We start from the raw sequence: 13,393 nt of genomic DNA, 5'->3' as shown, positions 1-13,393 counted from the left end.
TAAATATCTGGGAAAAGATTTATAACAAACTATCCAAAGTTAATTCCATCATATCTTTAAAGGTTGTTTCGCGTTCATCTGCAGTTGTTTGCTCTCCGGTTTTGATATGATCGCTTACAGTAAGTACCGTTAATGCTTTTTTACCATATTCGGCAGCAACACCGTATAAACCTGCTGCTTCCATTTCAACCGCTAGAATGCCGTATTTTTCCATTAAGGCAAACATTTCGGCTTGTGGTGTGTAAAATAAATCCGCAGTAAAAATATTACCTACGCGAATTTTTTTGCCGGTTTTTTCTGCAGTTTTTACTACTTTATGTAGCAAGTCAAAATCAGCGGTGGCGGCAAAATCATAACCATTTAAGCGTGAGCGGTTAACGTTTGAGTCTGTGCTTGCTGCCATACCAATAATAATATCACGTACTTTTATATCATCACGTACTGCGCCACAAGAGCCAATACGAATAATACTTTCTACGCTATAATCTTTATATAGTTCAGTTGCGTAGATTGAAATAGAGGGGACGCCCATTCCTGAGCCCATTACCGAAACAGGCTTACCTTTGTAGGTACCGGTATAGCCAAACATATTACGTACGCGTGTGACACACTTTGCGTCATCAAGAAAATTTTCGGCAATATATTTTGCGCGTAATGGATCGCCTGGCATAAGTACCGTTTTGGCGAAATCGCCGTCGTTTGCTTCTATGTGTGCTGTTGCCATGAGTGTTAACCTTTGTTAATGGTGTTTCAATCACAGTAAGTTTCTAGCCATTGCTGATATTTGATATTATGCAGCCGCTATCAAGGGTGTTTTACTGATATGTCTTTTAAATATTTAAAGTCGAATTCTAACTGAAAAAGCGTTCGATGATCCAGTGATAACCTACACTACCGATATAAATGCCGAAAATTCCAGCAATACCTGATAAAACAGGCGGTGCAGGGATAGGCAATTTGAGTAATGAAAATACTAAACCGACAACGATACCTGTTATTGTCGCAATAATAACTTCAAACACGTGTTCTCCTAGTTGATTGTCAATCGCATATTTTAACCTGATATTAACAAGAGCAACAACGGGTACTAGCTGTTATTTAATACTTTCTGTTTTAATGCTGTTTTTTCACTGTTTGATAAAAAGGCCGCTTTCAAAGCATTTTCTTGTAACTGCTGTATATCTTTGTCGGTAAATCCTAGAGTATTGCGCGCTACAAGGTATTCATTTTTTAGTTCTATCCCTTGTACGCCAGGATCATCAGTATTTAAACAAACCAATAAACCTTTTGCTAAAAAGTGTTTAATTGGGTGTTGTGATAAGTCCTTTATAGTGCCGGTTTGAAAATTTGACGTTAAACAAGATTCAATCACAATATCATGCTTTTGCATATAATCCATTAGCTTCTCATCTTGATGACAAGCAACGCCATGGCCAATCCGTGTCGCGTGTAAGTGGTTTATTGCCTGCCAGATACTTTCAGGACCAGCAGCTTCACCGGCATGTACGGTAACATTGAGATCTGCTTGTCGAACTTGTTTAAAGTGTTCGACAAACATCTCACCAGGAAAGTTGTATTCATCGCCAGCTAAATCAATAGCAATCAAATGTTGTTTATGAGTCAGTAGGGCATCTAACTCAGCTTGGCACTTTTCAACGCCAAAAGTTCGGCTCAAAATACCAATTAGATTAATTTTAACATCATATATTTTACATGCAGCATTTACACCATCGACAACAGCGGCAACAACATCAGCAACCACTAGATTATTCTTCATGGCCATATAATAAGGCGAAAAGCGTAATTCGGCATAATGAATACCGGCGTTAAAGGCATCTTCAACATTTTCAAAAGCTATACGCTTACAATCATCTAGATTTTTAAGTACGGCAACGCCCCAATCAAGTTTACTGAGAAAAGCTAATAAGTCGCTTTCACTGCCTTGAATTTGTACATGAGGGATAAATGCTTGAAAATTAGTTTCTGGTAAAACAATGTTATGTTCATGTGCTAATGCCCAAATGGTTTCCGGGCGAATATTACCGTCTAAATGGCGGTGTAAATCAATTAATGGTAGGTGAGAATGCGTCATAGTTATTGGTAACCTATATGAATGTGTTTGATGAAAAATAGACAAAAGTATTATAGAACTAAACTGAGTTACTTTGCTTGCTTGTCGAATAAATTTATTATACTGCTTTTTTCGTATTTTAGGTTGCTATTAGCCGGAGAACACTGATAAATTATCTCTGGGACTAATCATCTAGGTGTCTAGACGTAAATATAAAATAGCATTTCAGTATAAAGAGAAATAATTATGGTTGAGCAAACCGACGACGTTCGTATTAATAAAATCAAAGAACTTTTACCTCCTATCGCGTTACTTGAGCGATTTCCTTCATCAGAACAAGCAACAAAGTCGGTGTTTGCTGGCAGAAATGCCATCAATAGAATTTTCAATAACCAAGATGACCGCTTACTGGTGGTCATTGGTCCTTGTTCGATACATGATCCTGAAGCGGCACTGGAATATGGTCAGCGCTTAGTTAAATTACGGGAAAATTATCAAGGCACTCTCGAAATTGTCATGCGTGTATATTTTGAAAAGCCAAGAACCACTGTTGGTTGGAAGGGACTGATTAACGACCCTTATATGGATAATAGCTTCAAACTTAACGACGGTTTACGTATCGGTCGTAAGTTATTACTGGATTTAAATAATCTAGGTTTACCTACCGCGGGTGAGTTTTTAGATATGATCACCCCGCAGTACATGGCTGACTTTATGTGTTGGGGCGCTATTGGCGCACGCACCACAGAAAGCCAAGTACACCGCGAGTTAGCGTCAGGTTTATCTTGTCCTGTCGGTTTTAAAAATGGTACCGACGGAACCATTAAAGTCGCGATAGATGCTATTGGCGCTGCCAGTGCTTCACATCATTTTCTCTCAGTCACAAAATACGGTCATTCTGCTATCGTGGAAACGACGGGTAATGAAGATTGTCATATTATTTTACGTGGCGGTAAAACCACAAATTATGATGCTGAAAGTGTTAACACCGTTACCGAACAATTAACTAAATCAGCCTTAAATACTAATATCATGATTGACTTTAGCCATGCTAATAGCAGTAAGAAATTTGCAAACCAAATGCTAGTTTGTCGTGATGTTTGCCAACAAATGGCCAATGGTAATCAAGATATTTTTGGTGTTATGGTGGAGAGTCATTTAGTTGAAGGCCGTCAAGATCTTGTTGAAGGTAAAGTACCTACTTATGGTCAAAGTATCACAGATGCTTGTATTGGTTGGCAAGATACTGAAACCTTATTAGCTGAACTGGCTCAGGCAGTCGTTCAGCGTCGAGAGAAGTCGTCATAGTTATTAACTGATAGTTGACATTAACATTGAGCTTAATATGAGAAAAATAGTAAAAGTAGCTAGAGTCTCTGCTTTTACTATTCTTAAACTTAGCTGACAGTCATGCTGTTTAAGTGAGGCTTTATACTACTTAGACTGAACTATTTAGCTGTTGCTTCAAGCAGACCATTTTAGACCTTATCTGAGTTGGTTTTTCTGCCAATAACCCCATTATTAAATATACAACTTCATTTATTGAGCAAAACTATTTTTAATGACTTGAGGTTAATTATACCAAGTCTATTAAGTTTGTTCCCACTCAGCGCTTACCGTCGTTTTGAGAACAACGATCATTTTGTGAATATAGTTATTCTATATGAAGGAAATGATCGGCGGTTATCGAACTGCTGGCAAGCTCCAGAAGGGTAGTTTTAAAAGGCTTACAGACCATGTTATTGATTTTGACAAGAGAATAACCATTACCTTCAATCAATGCCTTGCCTGCATGGATGTAGGTACAGAGGTTCAGTCTGGGACGGTAAGCTGTGCCGCTAAAGCTTTTAAATTTCACTGAGTGGGAAGAAACTTAGTAAAATTGGTATTATTACTCTTAATCAAATCACCATTTATCGCGAGAAAGTAACCACTCGTCGTTGTTTAGCGGTGATAATGTAAAGCAGTGTAAAGAACATTGTTTGCCTCAATGTCGAGTCATATTATAGTTAAGCAAAGCTCAGAATAAGTTATATACGTCAATGTCACGAGTTTTGCTCGTATCAACATTGCCTGTATGCAGGTTATTGATTTTTATCTAGAATAAAAAAGCGTAAGTTTGTCACTAATAACCCGTAATTAAGGACATAAACTTACCTTGATTTAGTCAAACTTATGATATTGATAAATAAAATGTATTAACACTTTAATAGTTTTTTAATTTTAGATTGTAATATAAGTTTTTTTTTTGCTTTTTTGCACGTCTATTATGCTGAGTTATGGCCTAATTAAAATGATGTTAATTGTATTTGTGAGGGAAGATTTTGAGAGTTCGTTCAAATAGAGCTATAAACGAGTTAGATAACGTAAGAAAATCTAGTCAAAGGTTAAGGAAAATAGCACCTATAAAATTCAATTCTATTGCTGTCGCTTTACTTACCGTCTTGCTCAGCGCTTGTAGTACACCCAGTGGTTTAGCCGACAATAAGGCAAAAAATACTATCGGGCGAAATATGCCCGCGCAATGGCAAGCACAACCAACACAATTTTCGACAGCAAGTGCAGTTTCAGACGGTTGGTTAAAAAGCTTTAATGATCAGGCTTTAGAGCAAATTATCGCACACGCATTAGGGCATAATTTTCAATTAAATGCCGATCGCCTTAATGTCCAACTTGCTAAAGAGCGCTTAAAAGTGACTACAGCAACAGATTTTCCTGAATTATCTCTGTCATTAGACAGTTCAAGGCGTAAACAAGTGGATGATAATACAACAAGTTATCAAAGCAGCGCTGATCTCAGTCTCGACTTACGTTATGAGCTGGATTTATGGGGTAAGTTGTCTGATCAGCAAAACCAGAGTCGATTGAATTACGCTGCAGCCCAAGCAAATTTTCAACAAAACCAACTCAATCTAGTGGCCAGTATTAGCCAAGCGTGGTTTGATTTAATCCAAGCTCAGCAACTACTTAATTTATATCAAGAACGTGCAGATAATTTGCAACATCATTTAGCCATGATCCAATCATCGTATCAACTGGGATTAAATGATGCGCTTGATGTATACCTAACTAAGAATACAGTTAATCAAGAGCTTGCGCGTGTTGCTGAGCAGCAACAAACACTTAAAGTTAGCAGTAGGGCACTTGAACTTCTGCTGGGTGACTATCCGCTAGCGAAAAAATTGAGTAAGCAACGTCTGCCATTAATTAATGATGAAATTAAACTTGGCTTACCTGCTCAACTATTAACTCGTCGTGCTGATATACAAGCAAATTGGTTAGAGCTTTTAGCCTTAGATGCCGGCTTAGCTGTCGCGCATAAGCAACGCTTTCCAAGTTTTAATTTAAATGCCAGTGTCAGTGATAACGGTGATCAACTCAGTAATCTACTTGATAGTGGTGCATTAGCCTGGTCACTCATTGGTAGTATAACAAGCCCTTTATTTAATGCAGGTCGTCTTGAATCGCTTGAACAACAAGCAAAACTAACGGTTGAACAAAAAGAGCAGCAATATTTACAACAGGTTTATCAAGCCTTTGCTGAAGTTGAAAATAGCATCAGTGAACGAGATTCTCTGAATCAACGTTATGCTTATTATTTAACCGCACAAGACAATGCTTTAGCGGCGGAAAAACTATCATTTGATCAATATCTACGTGGTTTAGTGACTTACACCACAGTGCTCGAATCGCAACGCCGCTCTTTTGACGCACAAACTATCGTGATCCAATTAACTAACCAGTTACTGCAAAATCGCATTGAAATTTACCGTGCTTTAGGTGGCAATTATCTTAATAACAGCTATCAAGCACAGCAACAGTCTAAGAGTGTAAAGAGCTTATTACCAGCATCGTTCACTCACCAAAAAAGCATGGATAAATGATGACAATAAAAATAAAAAAACTACTCCCTATTATGGTTTTATCTGCATTGGTATTCGCAGCGTATATTGTCAGCAGTAACCCACCAACAGCAAAACGCGGGCGACCAAGTGCTACACCACAATTGAGTGTGCAAGTGCAAAAATTAACCCGTAGCGATTTAGCGCTCACCATTGATAGCTATGGCACCATTCAACCGCGCACGCAAAGTAAGCTTTTACCGCAAGTTTCAGGGCAAATTATTAGTATTAGTCCAAAATTTCGTGCCGGTGGTTTTTTTGAGCAAGGTGATATTTTAGTACAATTAGATCAACGAGATTTACTCGCCGAAGTAAAAATTTCTCAAGCAAGTTTATTCAGCGCTAAACAAAACTTAAGTGAAGAGCAAGCGCGTGTTGAACAAGCAAAACAAGACTGGCAGCGTTTGGGAAATAGTGAACAAGCACCTGATCTTGTGTTGCGTAAGCCACAATTGTTAGCAGCACAAGCAACTGTTTTATCAGCACAAGCGAGTTTAGCGAAAGCTAAGCTTGCGCTTGAGCGTAGTGATATTGTTGCGCCATATACTGGCCGAATTTTAAATAAATCAGTCGATGTCGGGCAAGTAGTAAGTGTCGGCACTGAATTAGCTGAAATTTATGCGGTTGATTATGTTGAAATTCGCTTACCACTGAAAAATAAAGATCTACCTTACATGATATTACCTGAGAACAGCCGCTTTGAAGATGAAACTACTCAGGATCAACCAGCAGTAACTATATATTCCGATCTTGCTACTCGTCAAAGTTGGTTCGGTAAAGTGGTTCGAACTGAAGGTGCTTTTGATGAAGCATCACAACAGTTATTTGTTGTCGCCCAAATTGATGACCCTTATGGCAAAAATGATAGTGACAGCATGCCATTAAAAATTGGTCAATATGTCAGTGCAAAAATTGCTGGTAAGGTTATCAAAAAAGCGTTAACCATCCCTAATAGAGCTATTTATCAAGGTAGCTATGTTTATGTCGTTGAAGATAACTTATTAAAAAGAAAAAATATTACTATTGCATGGCAAAATGATGAAGTGGCGATGATCAAAACAGGCGTAGAGACAAATCAACTGTTGGTACTAACGCCACTAGGACAGGTAACCTCGGGCACTATTGTTAATGTTAGTAGTATTGATGGCCAAGATATTACCACTCAGAGTAAGCCTAAAAAGCGAATGAATCAAAGCAATAAAGCCGAAGGGAAAAACAAGGGGGCTGACAAGCGTAAGGATCGAGTTGAAAAAACTCAAGGAGCTGAGTCATGATAGCTTGGTTTGCAAAAAATCATGTCGCGGCGAACTTGTTGATGATAAGCATTTTATTGGCCGGTATATTTTCAGTAAAAAGCAGTATTCCATTAGAAGTTTTTCCTTCATTTGAATCAGAAATTGTCAATGTTACCGTAGTATTGCGGGGCTCAACACCTGAAGATGCTGAGCAAGGTGTTGCTATTCGTATTGAAGAAGCTGTGCAAGACTTACAAGGCATTGAAGAAATTACTAGCACTTCAGTTGAGGGGGCTGCAACGGTGCGTATTGAAGCTGACTCATCAACCGATGTTCGTGATTTACTCGCGGATATTAAAAGTCGAGTTGATGCCATCAACACCTTTCCAGTAGATGCAGAAAAACCGGTTATTGCTATCGCCCAGCGTATTCGTGATGTGATCTCAGTGACCATATCGTCTGAATATGGTGAAAAAGAAATACGCGAATTTGCTGAACAAGTTCGTGATGACTTATTGCGCTTACCGCAAGTAACACAAGTGGCACTTGATGCTGTGCGTGATTATGAAATAAGTATCGATGTTAATCAAAGCAAGCTTGAGCAATACCAACTAACCCTTGCTGAAATTTCCACCGCTATCAGTAACAGCTCTGTTGATATTTCAGCGGGTAACGTTCGTACTGACGGTGGTGATGTTTTAGTACGTAATATTGGTCAAGCTTATCGACGTGATGAATTTGAAAAAGTGGTGATCAAAACTAATACCGACGGTACTTTTCTATATTTAGAAGATATTGCGCAAGTGAATGATGGTTTTGAAGAAACACCTTTACGGGCGCGCTTTAATGGCCAACAAGGAGCACTAATTGATGTTTTTCGCATCGGCAATCAAAGTGCTATTGATGTCGCTGATGCGGTAAAAAACTATATTGATGAACGCCAAGACACCTTGCCACAAGGCTTTGTGTTAAGTTACTGGGATGATGATTCTGAGATTGTCAAAAGCCGTCTTAATACTTTGATCACTAATGCCCTACAGGGTGGCTTTTTAGTTTTATTATTACTGACCTTATTTTTACGTCCTTCAATTGCATTTTGGGTATCTATCGGTATTCCTGTGAGCTTTATGGGTGCGTTTATTGTTATGCCATTTTTTGATATTTCAATTAATATCATGAGTTTATTCGGTTTTATATTGGTACTTGGTATTGTTGTCGATGATGCCATAGTCACCGGTGAAAATATTTATCGTCATACCCAGACCGCCTCTAGTGGTCTTGAAGCCGCAATCAAAGGCACTGAAGAAGTGGCAACGCCGGTCACCTTTGGTATTTTGACTACGGTAGCCGCTTTCTTACCTTTAGCTTTTATCGAAGGGCAACGTGGAGCGTTATTTGCGCAAATTCCGGTAATTGTTATTCCAGTCCTGTTGTTTAGCTTAATAGAGTCCAAATTTGTTTTACCTTCACATTTAAAGTCATTACGTTTACGTAGCGAAAGCACTAAACAATCAAAGTTTAGCGTTTGGCAGCAAGGTTTCGCCGACGGTTTTGAAAATGCGATCTTAAAATATTACAAACCCTTATTAGCGTTGGCAATTAAAAATCGATTAACCACTATAGCGTTATTTGTTGGCGTGTTTATTTTGATCCTTGCGTTTATTATGAGTGGTTGGACACGCTTTGTGTTCTTTCCTCGTATAGCCAGTGAAACAGCCCGTGGCAATATTACGATGCCGGTAGGCACTAGCTTTGATGTGGTTGATGCCTACGTTGATAAAATGTCTAAAGCAGCAAAAATATTACAAGATAAATATCGTGATGAAAATGGTGAAAGTATTATCTTAAATACTTTAGCGATCACCAGCGAAGAGAAAGGTCGAGTGCGTTTTGAGATCGTACCAGCAGATGAAAATGACAGTGGTATCGGTACCGCACAATTAGTTAAAGAGTGGCGAGAGCTCATAGGTCCGCTGCCAGGTGCTGAAAGTGTTACCTTCAGGGCTGAACTTGGACGAGGTGGTGATCCTATCGATATTCAACTTTCAGCGACAGATTTAAAAACCCTAGAAAAAGTAGCGGAAGAAGTTAAAGCACGAATACGCACTTATCCAACGGCATTTGAAATCGCGGATAGTTTATCTAACGGTAAAGAAGAGTTACAAATAGAGCTCACGGCACAAGGTTACGCTATGGGTATGAGCAATGCTTGGGTAACTCGACAAGTCAGGGATGCTTATTTTGGTTCACAAATACAACGTATTCAGCGCGGACGTGATGATGTACGTGTGATGTTACGTTTTCCATTATCAGAACGGCAGTCGATTTCAAAACTCAATGATATGTTGATTAATACACCGACTGGCGGCAAAGTTCCTCTGTCACATGTGGCGACATTAAAACCGGGTAAAAGTGCTTCGGCCATTAAACGTATTGATCGCTATCGAACTGTTAATGTCACGGCTGATATTGATAAAAACACTACTAATATGACGATACTAAATGCCGATCTTAAACAATTTCTAACAGAATTAATGAACAAATACCCTGGGGTGTCGTATAGCCTTGAAGGTGAAGCACGAGAACAAGCCGATTCTTTTAGTAGCCTTGCATGGGGTTTGGTATTTGTGTTTTTCATTATTTATTGTTTGTTGGCGATACCATTTAAATCTTATGTACAGCCACTTATCGTAATGTCAGTGATCCCGTTCGGCGCTATTGGCGCGATTGTTGGCCACTGGATCATGGGTATGGATTTAACCATTATGAGCTTATTGGGCTTAATGGCCTTAATAGGGGTGGTGGTTAATGACAGTTTAGTTTTAGTGGATTTTATTAATGCTAAAGTACGTTTAGGAGAGAAAGCACATGATGCGGTATTAATGGCAGCTCAATCACGTTTTCGGCCTGTTATGTTGACCTCATTAACCACCTTTATTGGTTTAATGCCACTATTGTTTGAAAAAGCGACACAAGCACAGTTTTTAATACCTATGGCGGTTTCACTGGGTTTTGGTATTATCTTCGCAACGTTTATCACCTTGATACTGGTGCCAGTAAATTACTTACTGGTTGAAGACATGAAAAGCTTAACTTCTCGTAGTAAAGAAAAGTTAGTTAATCAGTTAAGTTAGCCAATACGTAACTTAGTTTAAATAATATTACTCAAGCGGATGACATTTTACTTTGTCATTCGCTTCACAATCGTTAAACTATCAAGAAAATACAACCACAGCATAAGGCTAAATCATGGCTGATAATAAAGCGCCAGAAGAAACCATATTTTCCAAAATTATTCGCCAAGAAATTCCAGCTCCGTTACTTTTTCAAGATGAACTCGTGACAGCATTTCGTGATATTACTCCACAAGCAAAAAGTCACATTTTAATTGTCCCTAACAAACTTATACCAACGGTTAATGATATCGAGCCAGAAGATGAGTTAACTATTGGCCGAATGTTCACAGTTGCAAAAAAATTGGCAAAAGCAGAGGGCATAGCTGAAAATGGTTATCGTTTGATCATGAACTGTAACCAAGATGGCGGCCAAGAAATTTATCATATTCATATGCATTTAGTGGGTGGTCAACCGCTAGGGCGAATGTTAGCGCCTAAGTAAGCTTTAATTTAGCGTAGATAATTTAACGCTGACAGTAATTAAGTTAATGATAATCAAATCTAACTTATAGCGTAAAATTCAGCTTTTACACTGTACATTTAAATAAATATTGTTAGTATGCATATCGAACCAAGGGGTGCCTGGAAATCGTTAACGATTTTTAATGGCTGAGATGCGAAGCGAACCCTTAGAACCTGAACCGGATAGTACCGGCGTAGGAATGGTTACGCTAATCGCCTATCATTCTGTAAAATTACACTTTGCTGTTAGCATAGCTGCAAGCAATGATAATTCTACAGTTTGTTACTGAGCAGCTCTCTAACTTCCCACATGCCGGATCCCATAACATATTCTTAATCGAATTTATGAGATCATAATGAACATTTCTAAATCTTCTATATCGATAGCAATTACAACAGCTTTAATATCTTTATCGAGCGTAGCTCAAAGCAACTCAGTGGATGACATTGAACGCATAACAGTCACTTCTAGTTTTAATAACCAACCTTTAGCGCAAGCTCCAACCAGTGTGGCTATTATTGGTGAACAACAAATTAACGATCAAGCAATTCAACATTTTGAAGAATTAATTAATAGTGTTGCCAACTTAAACTTTTCTGGCGGAACTTCTCGTCCAAAATACTTACAAATCCGCGGTGTCGGGGAGCGTTCAGAATATCGTGGTGCGCCAAATTCATCTGTTGGTTTTATCGTTGATGATATTAACCTCTCCGGTTTGGGAATGGCTGCGTCAATGTACGACGTGCAGCAAGTTGAAGTCTTAAGAGGGCCACAAGGTGCTCGATATGGCGCCAACGCACTGGCGGGACTGATATATATCAAATCAAACGATCCTACTCAAACACCAGAGCATGGTTTTAAAGCCACAGCAGGTAATGACGATTTATTTAACCTAGCGGGTTATAGCGCTGGTGCCATTACTGACAAGCTGAGTTATCGAGTTTCAGTAGAGCAGCATCAACAAAATGGCTATCGAGATAACGTTTATCTTAATAAAGATGATACCAATGCAATTGATGAGTTCTCTGGTAAGTTTAAACTGCGTTACATTGCCAGTGATGATCTTAATATCGATTTTACCTATCTATTTGCTGATAACGACAATGGTTTTGATGCCTGGACACTCGATAATAATGGCTTTGATACCACTACTGACGATCCTGGTGTTGATAAACAAAAATCTCACGGTGCAGCGTTAAAGTTTAGTTATAACGGTTTATCTTTTGCTAGCTTTGATGCTATCACTAGTTACACCACGACTGAACATCAACACGGTTATGACGGTGACTGGGCTAATGATGATTACTGGGCTAGTAAGTCGTGTATCGATGACGATGTTGCTGCTCCTTGTGAATATAACTATCTCTGGAACAAAACGGCAAAAAGAGATGTATGGTCGCAAGAATTTAGGTTGACCTCAAATGAATCGTCTCGTATTTTTGATAATACAACAGCATGGCTGGTAGGCGCTTATATCAGTGAGCTTGATGAAAGTAACGATTTAGACTCGTCATATAATGGTTGGCCAGATGAGGTTGTTGACTCTGAATACTCAGCCAGTAACTATGCTGTATTCACTCAACTAGATAGTATTTTATCTTATGGGCATCAGCTGTCTGTAGGTTTACGTATTGAAAATCGCTCAGCAGACTATTCAGATAGCGTGGGTGACAAGTTTGACCCTTCTGAAACTATGTGGGGTGGTCATATTGCTTTAAGTAAAGCGATAAACAGCGAACAATCTGCTTATATCCGTATCGCGCAAGGCTATAAAGCGGGAGGCTTTAATATGGGCTTACCAGCGCAATTAAGCCAATATAAAGAATTTGATACAGAAACTTTGGTTAACTACGAGTTTGGTGTGCAATCAACTTTATTAGAAAATACCTTAAGCAGTCGTCTAGCGGTATTTTATATGGACCGTAAAGACCAACAAGTTAACGCTTCTCAACAAAATCCAGATAAGCCTCAGCAGTTTACTATTTACACAGCTAATGCGACAAGCTCAAGCAGCTATGGTTTAGAGCTTGAACTAAAATACCAAGTTAGCAATAATTTATCGATTGATTCTACTATCGGCTATTTAAAAGCAACTTATGATGACTATGCTTATCAAGATAAGTATGGCGCAAATATCGATATCTCAGGTCGAGAGCTTGCACATGCACCTAACTATACTTTTAGTTTGGGTGCCACTTATCGTAATGATGACGGTCTGATGGCAAATATAAACTGGACAGGTAAAGACGAATTTTATTTCTCAGATAGTCACAGTGAAAAGGCGGCAAGTTCAAACTTACTGAATGCTAAAATAGCTTATGAATTTTCTGATTGGTCCGTTTCACTTTGGGCGAGAAACTTAACTGATGAAAAAGTAGCAACGCGCGGCTTTTTCTTTGGTAATGAACCTGACCTAGACTGGACTGCAAAGAAATATGTCCGTTACGGCGCGCCAAGACAAGTTGGTGTAACCGTAGATTATAATTTTTAATTTGCTAAGTTAAGCCATAACTTAACGTATTTAGTGAACTTATTTTAAATTAAAA

General features: G+C 38.7%; 9 protein-coding genes and 1 riboswitch. Of the genes, 6 read left to right on the top strand and 3 right to left on the bottom strand.

Features of this window, described 5'->3' with window-relative positions; all coding sequences use genetic code 11:
• Positions 1-19 precede the first annotated feature (19 nt).
• The 3 genes from deoD to add all read right to left on the bottom strand — a co-directional run bounded on the left by deoD (position 20) and on the right by add (position 2,092).
• Positions 20-724: a purine-nucleoside phosphorylase gene (deoD, locus tag FGD67_RS03210; RefSeq protein ID WP_257173668.1), complete on the bottom strand. Its 705-nt coding sequence runs from the start codon at positions 722-724 to the stop codon at positions 20-22.
• A gap of 127 nt (positions 725-851) precedes the next feature.
• Positions 852-1,022, bottom strand: a complete 171-nt coding sequence (locus FGD67_RS03205; RefSeq protein WP_077288375.1) for a XapX domain-containing protein — start codon at positions 1,020-1,022, stop codon at positions 852-854.
• Positions 1,023-1,087: 65 nt separating this feature from the next.
• A complete protein-coding gene (gene add, locus FGD67_RS03200) occupies positions 1,088-2,092 on the bottom strand; it encodes an adenosine deaminase (protein WP_257173667.1) in 1,005 nt (334 codons plus the stop codon).
• A 225-nt stretch (positions 2,093-2,317) separates the two neighbouring features.
• Here add and aroG point away from each other — a divergent pair, with 225 nt between their 5' ends.
• The 6 genes from aroG to FGD67_RS03170 all read left to right on the top strand — a co-directional run bounded on the left by aroG (position 2,318) and on the right by FGD67_RS03170 (position 13,338).
• Positions 2,318-3,379, top strand: coding sequence for a 3-deoxy-7-phosphoheptulonate synthase AroG (gene aroG / locus FGD67_RS03195; protein ID WP_257173666.1), 1,062 nt, complete (start codon positions 2,318-2,320; stop codon positions 3,377-3,379).
• Positions 3,380-4,395: 1,016 nt separating this feature from the next.
• Positions 4,396-5,955, top strand: coding sequence for an efflux transporter outer membrane subunit (locus tag FGD67_RS03190; protein ID WP_257173665.1), 1,560 nt, complete (start codon positions 4,396-4,398; stop codon positions 5,953-5,955).
• The gene (locus FGD67_RS03185) at positions 5,952-7,247 is read left to right on the top strand and encodes an efflux RND transporter periplasmic adaptor subunit (RefSeq protein ID WP_257173664.1); all 1,296 of its coding nucleotides are present in this window, start codon (positions 5,952-5,954) and stop codon (positions 7,245-7,247) included. The genes FGD67_RS03190 and FGD67_RS03185 overlap by 4 nt, the downstream gene beginning before the upstream one ends.
• Entirely contained in the window at positions 7,244-10,342 is a 3,099-nt protein-coding gene (locus FGD67_RS03180) for an efflux RND transporter permease subunit (RefSeq protein ID WP_257173663.1), read from the top strand. Before FGD67_RS03185 ends, FGD67_RS03180 begins: the two co-directional genes overlap by 4 nt.
• Positions 10,343-10,457: 115 nt before the next feature.
• A complete protein-coding gene (locus FGD67_RS03175) occupies positions 10,458-10,826 on the top strand; it encodes an HIT domain-containing protein (protein WP_257173662.1) in 369 nt (122 codons plus the stop codon).
• Positions 10,827-10,948: 122 nt separating this feature from the next.
• Positions 10,949-11,064: riboswitch (TPP riboswitch) on the top strand.
• Positions 11,065-11,202: 138 nt separating this feature from the next.
• On the top strand, positions 11,203-13,338 hold the full coding sequence (locus tag FGD67_RS03170) for a TonB-dependent receptor (protein WP_257173661.1): 2,136 nt from the start codon (positions 11,203-11,205) through the stop codon (positions 13,336-13,338).
• The last annotated feature ends 55 nt before the right edge of the window (positions 13,339-13,393 follow it).

The organism is Colwellia sp. M166, assembly GCF_024585285.1.
Taxonomy (GTDB): Bacteria; Pseudomonadota; Gammaproteobacteria; order Enterobacterales; family Alteromonadaceae; genus Cognaticolwellia.
Note: the sequence above shows the minus strand (reverse complement) of the source record. Positions and strands in the feature narration are given on the sequence as shown.

Coding starts and splice junctions, on each gene's coding strand:
- deoD (WP_257173668.1), bottom strand. CDS start 724: ATGGCAACAGCACACATAGAAGCAAACGACGGCGATTTCGCCAAAACG.
- add (WP_257173667.1), bottom strand. CDS start 2,092: ATGACGCATTCTCACCTACCATTAATTGATTTACACCGCCATTTAGAC.
- aroG (WP_257173666.1), top strand. CDS start 2,318: ATGGTTGAGCAAACCGACGACGTTCGTATTAATAAAATCAAAGAACTT.
- FGD67_RS03185 (WP_257173664.1), top strand. CDS start 5,952: ATGATGACAATAAAAATAAAAAAACTACTCCCTATTATGGTTTTATCT.
- FGD67_RS03180 (WP_257173663.1), top strand. CDS start 7,244: ATGATAGCTTGGTTTGCAAAAAATCATGTCGCGGCGAACTTGTTGATG.
- FGD67_RS03175 (WP_257173662.1), top strand. CDS start 10,458: ATGGCTGATAATAAAGCGCCAGAAGAAACCATATTTTCCAAAATTATT.
- FGD67_RS03170 (WP_257173661.1), top strand. CDS start 11,203: ATGAACATTTCTAAATCTTCTATATCGATAGCAATTACAACAGCTTTA.